This window comes from Rhodanobacter sp. FW510-R10 (genome assembly GCF_058781105.1).
In genome coordinates this window covers 608,637-626,718 of record NZ_JBYSWL010000001.1, presented here as the reverse complement: position 1 = coordinate 626,718, position 18,082 = coordinate 608,637, and the positions used below count along the sequence as shown (strand labels likewise).

The following is an 18,082-nucleotide window of genomic DNA, read 5'->3' as shown; positions in this document are numbered from 1 at the left end:
GCTCAGTGCGGCTGGTCGGGATTGCCGGGTGCGGACAGATCCGCTTCCGCCCCGCACATGATGAGCCTGCGCCGGCCGCCGCGCCAGGCCAAAGCCGCGACATGCACGCCATCCAGCGACGGACGGTGCAGCTGCCACGCGGCCGGGTCGTCGCCTTCCAGCGCCAGCAGCCGCGGCGCGGGTCCGCTGGATACCTGCAGGCGGTGCAAGCCAAATGCCAGGCCGCGACCGAGCGCCTTCAGCAGCGCCTCCTTGGCCGTCCACAACTCGAGAAACGCGCGCGAGCGAGCCTGCGCCGGCAACGCAGCCAGGGCGGCGATTTCGGCCGGGTGGAAATAGCGTTGCGCGAGGCGCAGCGCGTTGGCGCGCTCGTCCAGGCGCTCGATGTCGATGCCAGGTGCCAGCCCACGCGCCAGCGCCACCGCGGCGTGGTCCGCGCAATGCGACCAGTTGAAATCCAGCGTGGCAGCGGGCTCGTCGGCCAGGCGCGGTCGGCCATGCTCACCGGCGACCAGCCGAATTTCCTCGGCCATCCTGCCCACATAGTGCGCCAGGACATCCAGCAGTGGCGCGCGTCCTTGCGCCCGTTCATACGGGAAATGCCAGAGGTGCACCGCGTCGTTGGCGAGATGCATGCGTGGGTTCGAATTGGCGGTCGAGGTCGTGGCGCTCATGGCTGGCAGTGCTGGACGTGGTCCGACTTGTCGGATTCCCACGGGTGCCTGTGGCGATGCAGCGACGGACTTGACCCCCTCCACCCCGACAAGTCAGGGGAGAGGGAGCAGGCAGCGCAGCCACAACCATGCTGAGTGTAGTGGAGGTGTCGCTGCGGTGGCTGGCCGTGGCAGGCGCGCTATACCCGCGGTGCGCGGCGGAACAGGCCTGCGATCACCAGCAGCACGATGGCGCCAATCAAGGCATACAGCACGGCGGTGACGAACGGATTGACGACGCTGAAGGCGATGCCGAGCATCGGCAGTAGCCAGCCCGCGAGCAAGGCGCCGACGATGCCGATGACGATATTGCCGATCAGGCCGAAGCCGAAGCCGCGCACGATGACGCCGGCGAGCCAGCCGGCAATGGCACCGATAAGCAGCAGGATGATCAAGCTGGTGGCGGTCATCACGTGTCTCCCTTGATTGACGAAGTGCCATGCTGCGCCAAGGCCCAGGCGGACTTTGGTGCCTGGCGCGTAAACGGCTTGTGACGGGGGACAGGCCTACAGCCAGCGGCCGTAGCGGCGTATGTAAAACCCTTTCACCAATTGCGTCATGACGGCATAGCCAAGCGCCGTGGCGGCAAGCCAGACGAAGTACACCGGTGGGGTCGCCACCATGCCCAGCTTGGCGCCGATCACGGTATGCGGAATCAGCAGGCCGATCGCGATGATCGCCGTCGTCAGGCCGAGCACCGGCGCGGCGGCATAGCTCTGCAGGAACGGGATCTTGCGCGTGCGTATCATGTGCACGACCAGGGTCTGCGTCAGCAGGCTTTCGACGAACCAGCCGGACTGGAACAATCCCTGCTGCACCACGCTGTTCGCGTCGAACACATACCACAGCAACGCAAACGTGGTCATGTCGAAGATCGAGCTCACAGGGCCGATCCAGACCATGAAGCGGCCGATGTCGCTGGCGTCCCAGCGCTGCGGCGTGCGCAGGTACTCCTCGTCCATGCGGTCGAACGGGATCGACAGCTGCGAGATGTCGTACAGCAGGTTCAGCACCAGGATCTGCAGCGGCAGCAAGGGCAGGAACGGCAGGAACAGGCTCGCGACCAGGATGCTGAGCACGTTGCCGAAGTTCGAGCTCGCCGTCATCTTGATGTACTTGATGACGTTGCCGAAGGTGACGCGGCCTTCCAGCACGCCTTCCTCCAGCACCATCAGGTTCTTTTCCAGCAGGATGATGTCGGCCGACTCCTTGGCGATGTCGGTGGCGGTGTCCACGGAAATGCCGACGTCGGCGTCGTGCAGCGCCGGCGCGTCGTTGATGCCGTCGCCGAGGAAACCCACCGTGCGACCCTGGCGCTGCAGCGAGCGCACCACCTGGGCCTTCTGCAGCGGCGACATCTTGGCGAACACGGTGACGCGCGCCACCAGGGCATCCAGTGCCGCCTCGTCCAGGCCCTCGATGTCCTGGCCCTGCACTGAGTGCTCCACTTCCAGGCCGACCTCGCGGCAGATCTTGCGCGTGACCGCCTCGTTGTCGCCGGTGATGACCTTCACTTCGACGCCATGCGCATGCAACGCGCGGATCGCGGTGGCCGCCGAATCCTTTGGCGGATCGAGGAAGGCCAGGCAACCGACGGCCGTCAGCTCGCGCTCGTCGGCCACGCTGTAGGGCCGCCCATGCCGCGGCTCGCGGCGAATCGCCACCACCAGCACGCGCAGGCCATCCTCGTTCAGGCCGCGGGTCAGTGCCTTGATCTCCTGGCGCCTCGCGTCGGTCAGCGGCGTGGTCACCCCGTCGACGCGCTCGAACGCACAGATGCCGAGCATTTCCTCCACCGCGCCCTTGCAGATCAGCAGGTGCTCGCCATCGCCACGGGTCAGCACCACCGACATGCGCCGGCGCTTGAAGTCGAACGGGATCTCATCGACCACCTGGTAGCGGGCGGCCGCCGCTTCCAGGTCGCGGTGCGTCAGGACGGCCTTGTCCATCAGGTTTTTCAGGCCGGTCTGGAAGTGGCTGTTGAGATAACCGAACTCGAGCGCCTCGTCCGACTCCTCGCCGTGCATGTCGAGGTGTTCCTCGAGCACGATCTTGTCCAGCGTCAGCGTGCCCGTCTTGTCGGTGCACAGCACATCCATGGCGCCGAAGTTCTGGATCGCATTGAGCTGCTTGACGACGACCTTGTGCCTGGACATGGCCAGCGCGCCCTTGGCCAGGTTCGCGGTGACGATCAGCGGCAGCATTTCCGGCGTCAGCCCGACCGCGACCGAAAGCGCGAACAAAAAAGCCTCGGTCCAGTCGCCCTTGCTGAACCCCTGGATCAGGAATACGACCGGCACCATGACCGCCATGAAGCGGATCAGTAGCCAGCTCACGCTGCGCACGCCACGGTCGAAGCTCGTTTGCACGCGCCTGCCGGACATGCTGTGGGCCAGCGATCCCAGGTAGCTGCGCGCGCCGGTGGAGACGACCACCGCGCTGGCGGTGCCGCTGACCACGTTCGTGCCCATGTAGCAGATGCTGACCAGGTCCAGCGGGCTGCCTGGCACGTCGCCACCCTGGGCGCCGGGCAACGGCGCCGACTTCTCGACCGGCAGCGACTCGCCGGTGAGGATGGCCTGGCTGATGAAGAGATCCTTCGCGCCAAGCAGGCGCAGGTCGGCCGGCACCATGTCGCCGGCGCCGAGGTGCACGATGTCGCCGACCACCAGCTCGATCACCGGCACCTCGATCTGCTCGCTGTGCCCGTCCTCGGCACGGCGCGTCACGGTGGCCGTATTGCGCACCATGGCCTTGAGGTTCTCGGCCGCGCGCGCGGAGCGGTATTCCTGGGTGAAGCTCAGCACCACGCTGATCGCCACCATCACGGCGATGATGAGCGGCCCCGTGAGGTCGCCGCGGTCGCTGGCCAGCTGCACCACGGCGAGCACCAACAGCACGATGATGAACGGGTTCTTGAACGCCCGCAGCAGCTGCCGCGACCAGTGCGGCGGCTTCTCGTGCGAGACCTCGTTGAAGCCGTCGCGATGCAGCCGCTCCTCGATCTCTTCGGCGTCGAGGCCACCCTGGCCGGTGCCCAGGTCGGCCAGCAATTCCCCGGTTGGGGTGGACGCGTAGGCTGCCGCCTGTGCCGATGCCGGTGCGCCCCTGCGCACCATACGGGCGACGCTCGCCGGAGTGAATTGCTTGTTCATCGCTCGCTTGCTTCGTCGCTGTGGAACGGTTCACGCCGCCTTGCGGAGCCGAACCGGCACGTTACGGGCCGCAAGCGGCGCGCCTCCGGCGCCGCTTCGCGCGTCATCCATGACCGCAATCCGGCCTAGTGCTGTGACGCCAAGACGGTTGCGAGATTTGGATTCTGGCTGGTGTTGTGCATGACCACGGTCGGGCGCTCGGCGAGTGGCCCGGCCTCGGTGTCGTGCGCCGGGTTCAGGGGGGCGGGTACGGTGACGCGAAAACCCTGCGGCACAGCCAAGCCACCACGAGCGGTCGCGGTGCCAGTAGCGCAGAAACGAATGACAGCGTGAAGGAGTTTCATGGCCCATCTCCTCGTAACGACGCCCGCGGCGCCGTCAGGGGTGGGCCGGAGCTTCCCTAGCCGGGAAACACGCCAGCCGACCGCAAGCGAAGACCGCAAGCGTTCAACACGTTTTGCATAGCCGACACCCGATGCACGCGGATGCCGACGTTGCGACTAGGGTAAACGTCCATATGCCTGTTTTAGTAAGGACTGGGTGTTGGCGCGGATGGAACTTCACACCGACCTGCGTATTGTGCGACGCTGCGGCATATGAGTCAACGCGCATCATTGGCCGGCAGCAACGAGGCGGGCAGGTTAGTGTGATTCCAACATGTTGTGCTGCTTGCACAAGTCCCGAATTGGAACAGCATGCAGTTCTGCTTCCCGCGGGATCGGGATGATCTGTTCTTCGCTGTGCCGCTTCTTCATGGAGTTCTCCTCAACCCAAAGAGTAAGAGAATTCACCTTCCGACCGGCTACACGTTTCGTCTCAGGTCAATAGCTCTACTTCTTAGGCACCTGCTTGCCGGCATTGGTGGCGGAATGGCCATTCAGTCGACCGAAGTTGGTGATGGCGTTGAAGACCAGGGCGTAGCTGCCGATGGTTTCGCCGCGCCAGATGGGGTTGTTGGCAAACAGCAGCACGTTGCCTTTGCCGTAGTGCGCGTTGACCACGGCCACGCGGCCGGCCATGCCTTCCGGATGCTCCAGCAGGCCGGAGAGCAATAGCTGCTTGGCATCGCCCCAGCGCACAATCACGTCGGGGCGCGCGTCCTCGGGGATCAGGCGCGGGTTGTTGCGCATCTGGTCGGCGGTGAGCGGGACGGCCTGCCACGGCTTGACCTCCGGCAGCGCTTCCGGCTGCTGGAACGGACGACCTTGCGGCACGTCGATGTCATCCGGGCCGCCGCGCCCGGTCGGGCGCTTGTAGTCGGCCGAGGTGAGGGCCCGGGAGAACGGGCTGGCGCCGTCCATGTTGGCGACCTTGAACGCGATGCCGCGTGAGCTGTAGAGCGCGAACGTGTCGTCGTATCCGGTGGCGATGGGGCTGGTCTTGTCGACCAGCTCGGCGCGCAGCACGCTGCCGACCACGCGCAGCTTGCCAGGGCTGGCCACGCTGACGCCAGGCGCCAGCCCCACGTCGACGGCAAACGCGGCGCTGTCCTGGGACGCCACCAGCAGGCCGCCGGCGGCAACAAAGCGCTTGAGGTTCGCCACGCCGCTTTCGCCCAGTCCCGGCCGCATGTCGGGCGTGGAATCGAGCAGCCCGAGGTTTGGCGTGAGCTTGGTCTTCTGCCATGGCAGCGGATTGCCGTACATCGGCAGGCCGTCGACGATGTCGCGCGTCGAGGCGTTGCCGACCGGCGGGAACAGGATCACGTCGTACTTGCCGCGCAGGTTGGCCTCGCGCGAGGCGTCCTGGGTGCTGATGTAGGCGTAGGGAATCTTGAGGCCGTCCAGCACATGGCGCCACCAGCCCTCGTCCTGCGTGCGCAGCCAGGTATGCATGAGCGCGATGCGCGGCATCTTCGCCGTCGTAGTCACGCCAATGGATGCCAGGGTGAACGCAGGGTCGTCGAACTTTCCGGCGGCGCTCTGCATCGGCACTTTCAGCACCGAGGGGTCCACGACGCGTGCGACGGTGACGCCAAACATGTCGCCAAAGGACCAACCCGTGTCGTCATAAGGTTGCTTCTGCTCGTCGTCCGGTGCCCAGTACTGGCGGTCCAGCAAGGTGTCGGCGACGCGCGAGTACGGCTGGTCCATGCGGATGATCCAACTGCCGGCTGGGAAGGTCCGCTCGACCGCGGCGACCTGGGGCGGCGTGGTCTTCTTTGCATCCTTGTCGGCCGGCTTGGCGGACAGATCCCCGGTGATGTTCGCCACCTTGACCGTGAACGGGGCGGTCGCCTGCTGGACTTCCAGCTGCTGGGTGTGCTGCAGCACGTGCAGCATGTAGCGCTGTGCGCCTGCATGCTTCTCGTCGGCGGGGAGCACGTAGGCGGCTGGTCCGGCCATCTGCGGCTTCTCGATGGCGCGCTTGGACTTCATCCAGAAGTTGTCGAGCAGGTGCTCGCGGTTCCTGGCGAAGTAGTCGAGCGCGACCAGCAGGCTGGTCTCCTCGTAGTTGTTGTTGTTGCGCTGCGACCACAGCACCTTCGGCAGCGGCGGATTGGGCCGGTACCAGGCGCGCCCGTATTCGCGCGGCGACAGGGTGCGCTCGACGGTGTCGGCACCGCCGTTGCCGTAGGTCTCGTACATGCGTGTGGCGCTGTTGCGCAGGGAGGCGATCAGCAGCATGTATCCCGGGCTCCAGTTGTCGAAGCCACCGCGGTTCCACACGCCCGGCAGGCCGAGCTTGGTGGACTGCTCGACATTGTTCGAGCCCAGCTGCTCCCATTCGGCCGCCTGGATCGGGTCGAACACCGGGTTGTACGGGCCGTTGCGCGGGCTCTGGAACTGCAGCGCGACCGATTCATGCAGGTCATGCATCACCAGCGGGTGCCAGTCCATGTAGGCGCCCATCATGTTGCGGCTCAGGGCCAGCGTCATGGTCATGTTGTCGCGGTTGTTGTCGTGCGCGATGTAGTGGCCCCAGTACACCAGGCTCGGGTAGTTTTCGCCGGGATGGGCGCGGTGCCAGTTGTAGATGTCCACCATGCGGTCGCGGCCGTCCACCTCCACCACCGGGGTGATCAGCGTGATCACGTGCTCGCGGATGTTCTTGATGTACGGGGCGTCATCCACCGCCAGGCGGTAGGCCAGCTCCATCAGCGCGGTGGGCGCGCCGGTCTCGGGTGAGTGGATGCTGCCGGCCATGTAGTACACCGGTGCGGTCTGCCTGATCAGCGCCGCGGCCTTGGCGTCGTCCATGCCGAGCTGGCGCGGGTCGGCCAGCTGCGCCATGCGCGCCTTGTTGGCGTCGATGTCCTTGATCAGCGCTTCGTCGGCCACGGCCACCGCGATCATCTCGCGGCCTTCCTCGGTCCTGCCGATCGAGAACACCTTGACCCTTGGGCTGGCCTTTTCCAGCATGCGGAAATAGTGGTACACGTCCTCCGCGTAGGGAATCATGTCCGGCGCACCGGCCACCTCGCCGAGCACCGCTTCGGGTGTCGGCACCGTGGTCGAGGCCGGCAGGTAGTCGGTCAGCGCGGTGTTGAAGTAGGGCTCGGTGGTGTACTTGGCGATCTTCGCCGTATACGCCTGGTCCACGGGCTGGTGCGGATCACGCGCGTAGGGATTGTCGGGGCCGCTGCCGATGGCAGCGTAGGGGTTCTGCGCCCACGCACCCGAGGCGCCGAGGGCCACCATACAAGCCGCACACGCGGCGGCGAACAGTTGGCGTTTCATGACGATCACTCCCCTGGTGAGCAAGATCCACGCGACACGGTCATGCCCTTGCCGTGCGGTCGATGGACGCGGCCAGCACCGCGCATGCAGTCGCAAATACGAGTAGTCGAGACCCCGAATGGTACTCAACATTGGAGCGAGACTTCCCATGTTCCGTTGGAGCGGACCCTCTGTCCCGTCATTCCCGCGAAAGCGGGAATCCAGCGCCTTGGCCGTTACGGACACCTAAGGGCACTGGATCCCCGCTTTCGCGGGGATGACGATGTTGAAGTTCCGTCGTCCTATTTTTGCGAGGATGATGGGCTTGAAAAACAACGGCGGTGTCCCGAATTGCGGGGCACCGCCGTTCCATGCGCTCGCCGGAGTCGATCCCTCGCCTCCGGTGCATCCGCCGCGTCAGACGCCCGTTGCCGCCTTGGCGCTGGCGATGTCGGCATCCAGCGTCTTCACCGCGGCGTTCGCCTCGCCCACGAACTCGTCCTTCACCTTGATCATGGCCGGGGTCGGCTGCACGAACTGCTCACCGAGGGCGGTGGTGATGTACGACAACCATGCGCGCAAACGCGGCGGATACACCAGGCCGCCTTCGCCCGACTGGATCTGCAGGTTCACGAACTTGTTGATGTCGCGGTTCAGCGCCTCCGCGGCCTTCTTGGCCTTGCCGCCGGAAGCGTTCTGCAGCGCCGTGCGGGCATCGAGCGCAGCGTTCAGGCTGGTGTTCAACCGGTTCATGGCGTCATGCACCTGCATCAGTGCGTCGAAGCGCTGCTGCAAGCCCGCCGGCGTGGTATCCAGGCGCGGATCGAGCTTGACTTCCACCGTCTGCTGCTCGGTCTTGCCGGCGTATTCCAGCGCCACGGTGTAGGTGCCGGGCAACACTTCCGGACCGACCGGCTCGCTGGCGGAGAAGTTCGTGTTCTTGATGCCCTTCACGTCCACCGCATCCGGATAGCGCATGTTCCACAGGAACTGGTTCATGCCCGCATGCAGCGACTCCACCTTGGCCGGTTTTTTTGCGTCTTTGGCATTTTTCGGCTTGAGCGGAAGCGTGTAGGTGTTGACCAGCTTGCCGCCCTGGTCGGTGAAGGTCAGTTTCACCGGCTGGCCGTTATAGTCGGCTGGCAGGTTGAAGAACACCTTGGTGCCCGGTGCCAGATTCTCGCCGGCATTGCCGGTGCGCGTGGCCGACCCAAAGCCGCCGACCCGACGCTTGACCAACCAGGCCTGCTGTGGCTTGAACAGGTACGGTGAGGCGTTATCCACTTTGGCTGCCGCCAATTGTTCCAGGAACTGCACGTCGTCCAGCACCCAATACGCGCGGCCGAACGTCGAGATCACCGCCGCGTGCTGCTCGGGCTGGAACTGGATGTCGGTGACTTCCACCGTGGGCAGGTTGAGTGTCAACGGTTGCCAGTGGGCACCGTCATCCAGACTCATGTACACCGTTGCCCGCGTTGCGGCCAGCAGCAGATTGGGCTGATTCGGATCCTGGCGCACGCTCAAGGTGTACTGGTCGCTCGGCAAGCCGTTGGAGATATCCGTCCAGGTCTTGCCGTAATCCGTGGTCTTGTACAGGTAGGGATGATGGTCGTCCCACATATACCGGCTGGCCGACACATAGGCCGTGCCCTTGTCGGTATGCGAGGCCTCGACCGAGGTCAGGGTTGACCACTCCGGCAGCTTCGGCGGCCGTACCTGCGTCCACTTCGCGCCACCGTTGGTGGTGAGCTGCACCAGGCCATCATCGGTGCCGACCCAGATCACGTCCTTGTCCAGCGGGGACACCGCGATTGCCGAGATGGTGTCGAACATCTCCTCGCTGGTCACGTCGGCGCTGATCGGGCCGCCGGGACGCTGCTGCTTGGTCTTGTCGTTGCGGGTGAGGTCGGGGCTCAGCTCCTTCCAGTTGAGGCCCTGGTCGCGGGTTTCCAGCAGGACGTTCGAACCCAGCAGATACTGCTGTGGATCCTGCTGGGAGAAGAAGCCCATGGCGTAGTGGATCCAACCGTAGCGATAGCGCACTTCCGTGCCGGCCAGGCCAAACTTCCACTCCGGCCACGGATCGACGTTGACCGTGATGCCCTGGCGGCGGTTCTCGCGCCAGATCTTGCCGTAGTAGCTGGCGCCGTAGCTCACCCAGGGCTGCTTGGGCGTCGGTACCACCCAGCTCTCCTCGCCGCCGACGACCTTGTGCCATTCGCCCGGGATGCCGCCGGCGTCGACGGCGCTGGCCGACTCCACCGAGCCGCGGTCTTGCTGCGCGCCATAGATATGGAACGGGAACTGGTCGTCCAGGTTCACGTGGTAGAACTGGCCGGTCGGCTGGTTGGTTTCCGGGCTCCAGCTTTCGCCGGCGTTGAAGGATACCGTCGCGCCGCCGTCATTGCCCTGGATCAGGGTCTGCGTGTTGGTCGGGTTGATCCACAGCGCGTGGTTGTCACCATGCGGAGGGTCGAGTTCCTTCAGGGTCTTGCCGCCATCGTGCGAGACGAACATGTTCACGTTCGGCATGTAGATGGTGTTGGGATCCTTGGGATCGGGGAACACGCGCATGTAATAGAACGCGCGCTGGGTGATTTCCTCATCGTCGTTGACGAAGTTCCAGGTCTTGCCCGCGTCATTGGAACGGAACAGGCCGCCCGGCTTGCCCTTGTAGTCGGCCTGCACCAGCGTGTAGACCACGTTGGAATCGGCCGGCGACACGGCGATGCCGGCCTTGCCCCAGATGCCGGTCGGCAAGCCAGGGTTCTTCGTCAGGTTCGTCCAGTGCGCGCCACCGTCGGTAGTCTTGTAGATGCCGCTGCCCTTGCCGCCGCTGGAGAAATCCCACGGGCGGCGATAGGCCTCCCACATCGAGGCGTACAGCACCTCCGGATTGGACGCATCCATCGCCAGCATGATCGCGCCGGTGTCGTTGTTCACGAACAGGATCTTGTTCCAGGTCTGACCGCCGTCGGTCGACTTGTACACGCCGCGCTCGGGATTTGGCGCCCATACATGGCCCATGGCTGCCGCGTACACCACGTCGGGATTGTGCGGATCGACGACGATCCAGCTGATGATGCGCGTGTCCTTGAGGCCGATGTGGCTCCAGGTCTTGCCGCCGTCGGTCGACTTGTACATGCCGTCGCCGGTCAGGAAGGTGTTGCGGATGGCCGGATCACCGGTACCCGCATAGATGATCTTCGAGTTGGACGGTGCAATCGCGATCGCACCGACGTTGTTGTTCGTGAAGTGCTGGTCCGAGATGGGTTTCCAGTGCACGCCGTAGTCGGTGGTTTCCCAGACTCCGGCGCCCGCGTAGGCCGCATAGAAGTGGTATGGCTCACTCGCGATGCCGGCCACGCTGGTCACGCGACCGCCGTAATACGGACCGACGCTGCGCCACTTCAGCGCATGGGTCAGCTGCACCGTCGAGACCGGCGCGGCAGACACGACAGGAGGGCCCAGCAGCAAGCCGCCGCCCAGGGTCAAGGTGAAGGTGAACCAGAAGCCCAACGTGCGCCGCAGCTTGCTCATTGTTGCGTCTCCCCGTTTGAGAACGTCATGTGTCGCCAGGTGGCGACGAGGTGCCGATGTGCTGTCGATGCCATCGGACACGCCGTCGCGAAAATCATTGCGGTGGTTATCGCGCCGCCGACAACGACGAGCTGAATGCGGCTCGGACGCCTGCGACACCACACAGCCGCAACCGGCCACAAGGCCGAAGGCCGCGCCGCGACCTACGCAGATGCCCGGATCGGCGATGGCCTCGGTCGGTCAGAACGGGTGCCAGGGGAGCGATGCGCGCACCGTCGTTTGGACGGCCGGCTGAAACCTACTCCGCTGCCAGGGCGATTTCAAATACCGGAAGTCATGGTCCCCGGGTGCCGGGGGAGGGCAGGCGTAACGCGCCCGTGCCGGCGGCTCAGATGCGGTCCGTCAGCGGCAACACCAGCCAGTGGTCGGCGAGCAGGAGTGCGAACAACAGCATCAGATACCAGATCGAGTACTTGAATACTTTCATCGCGTACCACTCGTCTGGCGGATTGAGCAGACGAATGGCGTACCAGAGGAACACCAGGTCGAGGCCAACCGTGCCGACGAGATAGATCCACCCACTCATACCGGTCAGCGCCGGCAACAAGGTGACCAGGAACAGCAGGATCGTGTAGAACAGGATGTGCCAGCGCGTGAAGACCACGCCGTGGGTGACCGGCAGCATCGGGATCTCCGCCCGTGCGTAGTCTTCGCGGCGGAAGATGGCCAGCGCCCAGAAATGCGGCGGCGTCCAGACAAAGATGATCAGGCATAGCTGCAGCGCGTACGGATGCACCGACCCGGTCACCGCAGTCCAACCGAGGATCGGCGGGATCGCGCCTGCCAACCCGCCAATCACGATGTTCTGCGACGAGGCGCGCTTCAGGAAGGCGGTATAGATCAGGGCGTAGCCGATCAGGCCGACGAAAGTGAGGACCGCGGTCAACGGGTTGACCCCGGTGGCGAGCACGGCCATCGAGGCGACGCCCAAAGCCAGTGCAAAGACGAACGCCTGGCGTGGCGACAGCGTGCCCGTCGCCAGGGGCCGGTGCAGGGTGCGGACCATCACCTTGTCGATGCGCTGGTCGATCAGTTGGTTGAACGCGGCCGCCGAGGACGAGGCCAGCCAGATGCCCAGCGTACCCAGCACCAGCGCGCGCCAGGGTGGCAGCAACAGGCCAGGACCGGGCACGGCGAGGAACATGCCGATGACGGCGCAGAACACCAGCAGCGCGACGATGCGCGGCTTGGTCAGTTCGTAATATTCGTGCAGCACATTCATGTCAAACCTGCCCCAGCGGGGAGAACATCGCCTGATCCCGGTGCGGTTGCGTGCGCGCCAAGGTGGCGAGCATGCTCAGCAGCAAGACCGCGGCCATGCCCGTGTGCGCCGTGGCCACGGCCAGCGGCAAGCCGAAGTACACGTTGCTGATGCCGAGCAGGACCTGGCAAGCCAACGCCAGGGCCATGCAGATGGCGTAGCCACGCAAGCCGCGGGTCGCGGTGCGGATCGACAGCACGGCAACGTAGCAGAACACCACCAGCGCCCCAAAGCGGTGCGCCATCTGGATGGCTGTGCGCGCGGCCATGTCCAGGACCCCACCTTCGTAATTGACGCCGATGCCGCGCCACAGGATGAAGCCCTGGTGGTAATCGGTGGCCGGCAGCCACTGCCCCAGGCACTGCGGGAAGGCGCCGGGGCCGTAGCCACAGGCCAGCGCCGCGTAGTTGGAAGAAGTCCAGCCGCCGAGCGCGATCTGCGCGACGAGCAGGAGGATGCCGATGCCGGTCCATCGCCGCAGGTTCGCGTAGCGCTCGTCGGGCGCGCCCACGCCGGCCAGGCGCAGGGCAGCGTAGGCGAGCAGGCCAAACGTGGCCATGCCGCCCAGCAGATGGCCCATGACGACCACCGGCTTGAGCAGCAGTGTCACCGTCCACATGCCTAGCATGGCCTGGAAGATGATCACCGCCAGGGTCAGCACGCTGATGCGCCACGCCGCCGGTCGCTGCAATCCAGCCGCCACGAGCAACGGCAACGCCATGGCTCCGGCGGCGAGCGCCGAAGACCAGACGTGTTCGCCACCGATGTACAAGCCCACCGCGGTGGCCGCAAACACGGCGCTCAGCAGCACGCCGGCGCGCGCCAGGCGCGGGCGCCAGGCAGCCAGCACGGCCATGAGCAGCACCATCACCCCGAGGGTGCCGGCCAGGAAACGGTGGACCTGCTCGCGCCAGGCCTTGTGGGTCTCGAACGGGCGATCAGGATAGGCGGCGTCGGCACGCGCAATCTCGTGCGCGTGCTCGGGCCAGGTCACCTGGCCGTAGCAGGTCGGCCAGTCGGGGCAGGACAGGCCGGCATTCGACAGGCGCACGAAGCCGCCAAACATGATCAGCCCGAGCGCAAACACCGCCGCCAGCCAGGACAAGCCGCGCAACAGCCGCGGATCGCGCCCCGGCATCAACGGATCACCTTGCGCAGGTCGCGCAGGACGCCAGCCGCATCCGTGCCGGCCGGGTACAGGGACAGCGCGGTGCCGTTCGATTCCACCAGGATCGCGTTGACCGCATCCGGCTGGTTCGGGCGCAAGGCAGCCAGGCTGTTGTTCACGTCGCGGCCGATCTGCCAGTAGTTGCGCATGCCACTGCTTTCAACCGCGGCCGGCGGCGCGCCCACGTACAGCAGGCGCAGGCGCGGCTGATTCTGGTTGAGCATGAGCCGCGCCTCGGCCAAGTGGGTGATTGCCCGCATGCATTGGCTGGCGCAATCCGGGCCGGCCAGGGCCAGCAGGGTCAGGCGTGGCTTGCTGTCGCGCCACGGCCACGTCGTGCCGTCCTCCAGCACGATCCGCACCCCTTCCTGCGCAAAGTTGCGTTGCGGCATGATCGGCTCGCCCTCGCCAGCGACCCGCGGGTGCCAGCCGGCGAGCACGAGTGCGCCGGCGACGAGCACCGGGGCGATGAAGATCAGGGCCATCAGCATCAGGGGCGTGCGGCTGCGGCGTGGGTTGGCGGGATCAACGGCGTGCACGCTGGAGTCGGGTGTCGTATTCATCGTCAATGTCGTGATTTGTCGCGGTTCACCACCAGCAGGATCACCAGCGCGGCAATGGCGAAGGCGAACCACTGGAATGCATAGGCGCGATGCCGCGCCGGTGGCATCGAGGAAAAGTCGAGTTGGTGCACGCGGACGTAGATCGAGGCTGGATCCGCGTCGAGTGCCAGCACCCGAGGGTACACTGCGCGGCCGAGATCCTGGGCGACCTGGGTCAAGTCGAGGTAGATACTGCTCTTGGGCCATTGCGTTTGCCTGGCCAGCGCATTGCCGCCCATCTCGAAGCCGACCGGCGGCGGTGGTACGTAGATCCCCTGCAGGCTGGCCGCGCCGGTCGGCAAGGGCGGCGGCTGCAGTGTGTGGCCGCTGCTGTCGGCGGCGAGAAAGCCCTGGTCGACCAGCAGCAGGCGCGATTCGCCATCCACGGCAAATGGCGCAAAGACCTCCACGCCGCCGCGCCGGTCGTGGTTCGGGTTGTCCAGCAGGTACAGGCGGTTCGCCAGGTAACGCCCGCTCACCTTGACCCGCGGGAAGCCATTGGCGGTGCCGGTGTCGGCAACGCTGCGGAAATCCCGCACCGGCTCGGACGCCGCTTGCGCATAGTGCTGCAGCAGCGCCTCCTTGTAGCTTGCGCGATGCAGCTGCCAGATGCCGAGGCGCACGAACAGGAGCATGCCCGCGGCGGTGAGGACCATGGCCCACCATGGGGGACGGCGCAGGCCAATCACGACATGCGCCCCCCGGCGGCCGTTATACTGCCGCCACTCCATTGGATCAGGTCTGTCGTGGGAACCATCTACAAATTCGTACTGCTGGTCTTGTTGCTGGTGGTGATCTTCAATCTGGGACAGGCCCTGTACTTCATGATGGTCGACAAGGACGACGATCGCCGCACGGTGTGGGCGCTGACCCGCCGCATCGGCTTGTCGCTGCTGTTCATCGCGATGGTTGTGTTCGGCATCTGGATGGGGTGGCTGCAGCCCCATGGCCTGGGCCAGTACTAGTGTAGCCGGGCCCGCCTGCGGACGTGGCCGATGCTGCTGCAGTTTGCTGGGCTGGACTGGGCCAAGAGTCGCGGCCTTGAAGCCGAAAGCCCGCCGAGCGGCGGGCTTTCGTGGTCAACTGCGACCCGCCTGGCGGCCTACAGGATGTAGACCAGGACGAACAGGCACAACCACACGACGTCGACGAAGTGCCAGTACCAGGCCACAGCCTCGAAGCCGAAATGGTGGTCCTTGTCGAAGTGTCCGCGCAGCACCCGCAGCCAGATGATGGACAGCATGATCGTGCCCAAGGTCACGTGCAGGCCGTGGAAGCCGGTCAGCATGAAGAATGTCGAGCCGTATACGCCACTGTGCAGCGTCAGGTTGAGTTCCTGGTAGGCCTCGATGTACTCGTGCGCCTGGGCATAGAGGAACAAGGCACCGAGCAGGGCGGTCACGCCGAGGAACAACAGGATCTTGCCGCGGTGGCCGGCACGCAAAGCGTGGTGGGCAATGGTGATGGTGACGCTCGAGCTGAGCAGGATCACCGTATTCAGCAGTGGCAAGCCCCACGGCGCCACGGTCTCGAACGCGCCACCGATGTGCTCGGGGCCGTTGCCGCCGCCGGCGCCCCAGGAGGCAGCGTAGTCACTCCACAGGAACTGGTGGGTGAGCACACCATGGCCCTCGCTGCCGCCGAGGCCCGGAATGGCGTACAGGCGTACATAGGCCAGGGCGCTGAAAAATGCGCCGAAGAACATCACTTCGGAAAAGATGAACCACATCATCCCTATGCGGAACGAGGTGTCCACCTGGTCGTTGTAGTTACCGCCCATGGATTCATGGATGACCGAGCGGAACCAGCCGAACAGCATGCCGAAGATGCCGAACAGGCCCAGGTAGAACGCCGTCTTGCCCAGCCCCGTGCTTTCGGCGCTGTTCAACGCATTGAACCAATGCGCCATGCCGAACACGGTGACGAACATGACCAAGGCGCCCACGATCGGCCAGTAACTCTTGGCCGGGACGAAGTAAACCTCTTGTTGCTGATCCATGGAGAACCCCGCGGACTTTCCGAACTGACTCCCCCGCGCGACGCGCGGGGAGCTGTAGGTGAGACCGGCTGCCCGTGCGGGCAGCCGGATGATTTATTGCATCCTCGCGAGAATGATCTGCACGAAGAGGATCAGGTAAAACACCAACGCAATGGCAACCAGGATGGCCACCGTACGACGCACACGCTTGCGCCGCACCTGCATGGCCGCCTCATCGAGCACCGGCGGCGGCACCACCTTGCTGCGCATGAACCCCTCACTCACCCATGTGCCCATGGGCGGCCTCGGTCATCACCGGTGGAATGGTGAAGGTATGGAATGGCGCCGGCGACGGTACTGTCCACTCCAGCCCCTTGGCACCTTCCCAGACCCGCTCGGTGGCGCGCTTCTTGGAGAAGAACACGCAATGGATCACCACGCCGATGAAGATGAACTGGGTGGCGCCGAACAGGAAGCCGCCGATCGAGCTGACCATGTTCCAGTTCGCGAACGCCACGTTGTAGTCCGGGATGCGCCGCGGCATGCCGGCCAGGCCCAGGAAGTGCTGCGGGAAGAACAGCACGTTCACCCAGATCAGGCTGTTCCAGAAATGCATCTTGCTCCAGAACGTGCTGTACATGTTCCCGCTCCATTTCGGCAGCCATAGGTAAGCCGCCGAGATGATCGCGAACAGCGCGCCGGTGACCAGCACGTAGTGGAAATGCGCGACGATGAAGTAGGTGTCGTGGTATTGGAAGTCGGCGGGCACCAGCGCCATCATCAGGCCCGAGAAGCCGCCGATGCTGAACAGCACGACGAACGCGATCGCGAACAACATGGGGGCTTCGAACGTCATCGAACCACCCCACATGGTGGCTGCCCAGTTGAACACCTTCACGCCCGTAGGCACGGCAATCAGCATGCTGCCGTACATGAAGAACATGTCGGCGCCGACCGGCATGCCGACGGCGAACATGTGGTGCGCCCACACGATGAAGGACAGGAACGCGATGCAGGCGATGGAGAACACCATGGCCTTGTAGCCGAAGATCGGCTTGCGCGCGAAGGTCGGGATGACTTCAGAGATCACGCCGAAGGCCGGCAGGATCATGATGTACACCTCGGGATGCCCGAAGAACCAGAAGATGTGCTGGTACAGCACCGGGTCACCGCCGCCGCCCGGGTTGAAGAAGTTGGTGCCGAAGAACTTGTCGGTCAGCAGCATGGTCACCGCGCCGGCCAGCACCGGCATCACCGCGATCAGCAGGAACGCGGTGATCAGCCAGGACCAGACGAAGACGGGCATCTTCATCAGGTCCATGCCTGGCGCGCGCATGTTGAGGATGGTGGCGATGATGTTGATTGCACCCATGATCGAGCTGATGCCCATGAGGTGGATGGCAAACACCGCGTAGGGCAGCGATGCGCTCTGCAAGGACAGCGGCGGATACATGGTCCAGCCGCCGGACGGGCCACCGCCCGGGAGGAACATGGACGACAACAGCAGCACGAACGCGAACGGCAGGATCCAGAACGACAGGTTGTTCATGCGCGGCAACGCCATATCCGGCGCACCGATCATCAACGGGATCATCCAGTTGCCCAGGCCCACGAACGCCGGCATGATCGCGCCGAAAATCATGATCAACCCGTGCATCGTGGTCAGCTGATTGAAGAAATACGGCTGCATCAGCTGCATGCCGGGCTTGAACAACTCGGCACGAATGAGCATCGCGAACGTGCCGCCGATGAAGAACATCGTCAGCGCAAAAACCAGGTACAGCGTGCCGATGTCCTTGTGGTTGGTGGACATGCACCAACGTTGGAAGAAGTTCTTCGGTGCGCCGTGGTGATCGTCGTGCTGATCGGTGGTGGCTGCGTAGGACATGACCTTGTACCTCTGGAGAACCTGGTGTTGTGGATGCAACGATGAAAAAGTCCGCCGA

Annotated in this window: 14 protein-coding genes; 1 reads left to right on the top strand and 13 read right to left on the bottom strand. The window is 64.9% G+C overall.

Features of this window, described 5'->3' with window-relative positions; genetic code table 11:
* Positions 1 to 2: 2 nt before the first annotated feature.
* The 10 genes from AC3WJB_RS02500 to AC3WJB_RS02455 form a co-directional block, all read right to left on the bottom strand.
* On the bottom strand, positions 3 to 674 hold the full coding sequence (locus AC3WJB_RS02500) for a 4'-phosphopantetheinyl transferase family protein (RefSeq protein WP_492678376.1): 672 nt from the start codon (positions 672 to 674) through the stop codon (positions 3 to 5).
* A gap of 179 nt (positions 675 to 853) precedes the next feature.
* Entirely contained in the window at positions 854 to 1,123 is a 270-nt protein-coding gene (locus AC3WJB_RS02495; RefSeq protein WP_492678374.1) for a GlsB/YeaQ/YmgE family stress response membrane protein, read from the bottom strand.
* Between the two features lie 96 nt (positions 1,124 to 1,219).
* A complete protein-coding gene (gene mgtA / locus AC3WJB_RS02490; RefSeq protein ID WP_492678372.1) occupies positions 1,220 to 3,868 on the bottom strand; it encodes a magnesium-translocating P-type ATPase in 2,649 nt (882 codons plus the stop codon).
* A gap of 125 nt (positions 3,869 to 3,993) precedes the next feature.
* Positions 3,994 to 4,212, bottom strand: a complete 219-nt coding sequence (locus AC3WJB_RS02485; protein ID WP_492678370.1) for a hypothetical protein — start codon at positions 4,210 to 4,212, stop codon at positions 3,994 to 3,996.
* A 486-nt stretch (positions 4,213 to 4,698) separates the two neighbouring features.
* Positions 4,699 to 7,548, bottom strand: a complete 2,850-nt coding sequence (locus tag AC3WJB_RS02480) for a M14 family zinc carboxypeptidase (protein WP_492678368.1) — start codon at positions 7,546 to 7,548, stop codon at positions 4,699 to 4,701.
* Positions 7,549 to 7,944: 396 nt separating this feature from the next.
* The gene (locus AC3WJB_RS02475; RefSeq protein ID WP_492678366.1) at positions 7,945 to 11,067 is read right to left on the bottom strand and encodes a WD40/YVTN/BNR-like repeat-containing protein; all 3,123 of its coding nucleotides are present in this window, start codon (positions 11,065 to 11,067) and stop codon (positions 7,945 to 7,947) included.
* Between the two features lie 388 nt (positions 11,068 to 11,455).
* Positions 11,456 to 12,349, bottom strand: a complete 894-nt coding sequence (cyoE, locus tag AC3WJB_RS02470; protein ID WP_492678364.1) for a heme o synthase — start codon at positions 12,347 to 12,349, stop codon at positions 11,456 to 11,458.
* A 1-nt stretch (position 12,350) separates the two neighbouring features.
* Positions 12,351 to 13,526 (bottom strand): COX15/CtaA family protein, encoded by a 1,176-nt coding sequence (locus AC3WJB_RS02465; RefSeq protein ID WP_492678362.1) that lies wholly within the window; start codon positions 13,524 to 13,526, stop codon positions 12,351 to 12,353.
* Positions 13,526 to 14,119 (bottom strand): redox-active disulfide-containing membrane protein, encoded by a 594-nt coding sequence (locus AC3WJB_RS02460; protein ID WP_492678360.1) that lies wholly within the window; start codon positions 14,117 to 14,119, stop codon positions 13,526 to 13,528. The genes AC3WJB_RS02465 and AC3WJB_RS02460 overlap by 1 nt, the downstream gene beginning before the upstream one ends.
* Before the next feature lie 2 nt (positions 14,120 to 14,121).
* Positions 14,122 to 14,847: an SURF1 family protein gene (locus AC3WJB_RS02455; protein WP_492678358.1), complete on the bottom strand. Its 726-nt coding sequence runs from the start codon at positions 14,845 to 14,847 to the stop codon at positions 14,122 to 14,124.
* Positions 14,848 to 14,904: 57 nt separating this feature from the next.
* On the opposite strand from AC3WJB_RS02455, the gene AC3WJB_RS02450 reads away from it, so the two are divergent.
* A complete protein-coding gene (locus AC3WJB_RS02450) occupies positions 14,905 to 15,123 on the top strand; it encodes a twin transmembrane helix small protein (protein WP_492678356.1) in 219 nt (72 codons plus the stop codon).
* Between the two features lie 137 nt (positions 15,124 to 15,260).
* Here the strand turns inward: AC3WJB_RS02450 and AC3WJB_RS02445 are convergent, their stop codons facing one another.
* The 3 genes from AC3WJB_RS02445 to ctaD form a co-directional block, all read right to left on the bottom strand.
* Entirely contained in the window at positions 15,261 to 16,157 is an 897-nt protein-coding gene (locus AC3WJB_RS02445; protein WP_492678354.1) for a cytochrome c oxidase subunit 3, read from the bottom strand.
* 93 nt (positions 16,158 to 16,250) lie between these two features.
* Positions 16,251 to 16,406 carry a hypothetical protein gene (locus AC3WJB_RS02440; protein ID WP_492678352.1) on the bottom strand — a complete coding sequence of 52 codons (156 nt, stop codon included), beginning with the start codon at positions 16,404 to 16,406 and terminating at the stop codon, positions 16,251 to 16,253.
* 7 nt (positions 16,407 to 16,413) lie between these two features.
* Positions 16,414 to 18,024, bottom strand: a complete 1,611-nt coding sequence (gene ctaD / locus AC3WJB_RS02435) for a cytochrome c oxidase subunit I (protein WP_492678350.1) — start codon at positions 18,022 to 18,024, stop codon at positions 16,414 to 16,416.
* Positions 18,025 to 18,082 lie beyond the last annotated feature (58 nt).

What these genes read in the sequence shown, in the direction of transcription:
- AC3WJB_RS02485 (WP_492678370.1), bottom strand. Translation starts at nt 4,212, where the DNA reads ATGAAACTCCTTCACGCTGTCATTCGTTTCTGCGCTACTGGCACCGCG.
- AC3WJB_RS02500 (WP_492678376.1), bottom strand. Translation starts at nt 674, where the DNA reads ATGAGCGCCACGACCTCGACCGCCAATTCGAACCCACGCATGCATCTC.
- AC3WJB_RS02480 (WP_492678368.1), bottom strand. Translation starts at nt 7,548, where the DNA reads ATGAAACGCCAACTGTTCGCCGCCGCGTGTGCGGCTTGTATGGTGGCC.
- AC3WJB_RS02495 (WP_492678374.1), bottom strand. Translation starts at nt 1,123, where the DNA reads ATGACCGCCACCAGCTTGATCATCCTGCTGCTTATCGGTGCCATTGCC.
- AC3WJB_RS02475 (WP_492678366.1), bottom strand. Translation starts at nt 11,067, where the DNA reads ATGAGCAAGCTGCGGCGCACGTTGGGCTTCTGGTTCACCTTCACCTTG.
- AC3WJB_RS02460 (WP_492678360.1), bottom strand. Translation starts at nt 14,119, where the DNA reads ATGAATACGACACCCGACTCCAGCGTGCACGCCGTTGATCCCGCCAAC.
- AC3WJB_RS02465 (WP_492678362.1), bottom strand. Translation starts at nt 13,526, where the DNA reads ATGCCGGGGCGCGATCCGCGGCTGTTGCGCGGCTTGTCCTGGCTGGCG.
- AC3WJB_RS02440 (WP_492678352.1), bottom strand. Translation starts at nt 16,406, where the DNA reads ATGCGCAGCAAGGTGGTGCCGCCGCCGGTGCTCGATGAGGCGGCCATG.
- ctaD (WP_492678350.1), bottom strand. Translation starts at nt 18,024, where the DNA reads ATGTCCTACGCAGCCACCACCGATCAGCACGACGATCACCACGGCGCA.
- AC3WJB_RS02445 (WP_492678354.1), bottom strand. Translation starts at nt 16,157, where the DNA reads ATGGATCAGCAACAAGAGGTTTACTTCGTCCCGGCCAAGAGTTACTGG.
- cyoE (WP_492678364.1), bottom strand. Translation starts at nt 12,349, where the DNA reads ATGAATGTGCTGCACGAATATTACGAACTGACCAAGCCGCGCATCGTC.
- mgtA (WP_492678372.1), bottom strand. Translation starts at nt 3,868, where the DNA reads ATGAACAAGCAATTCACTCCGGCGAGCGTCGCCCGTATGGTGCGCAGG.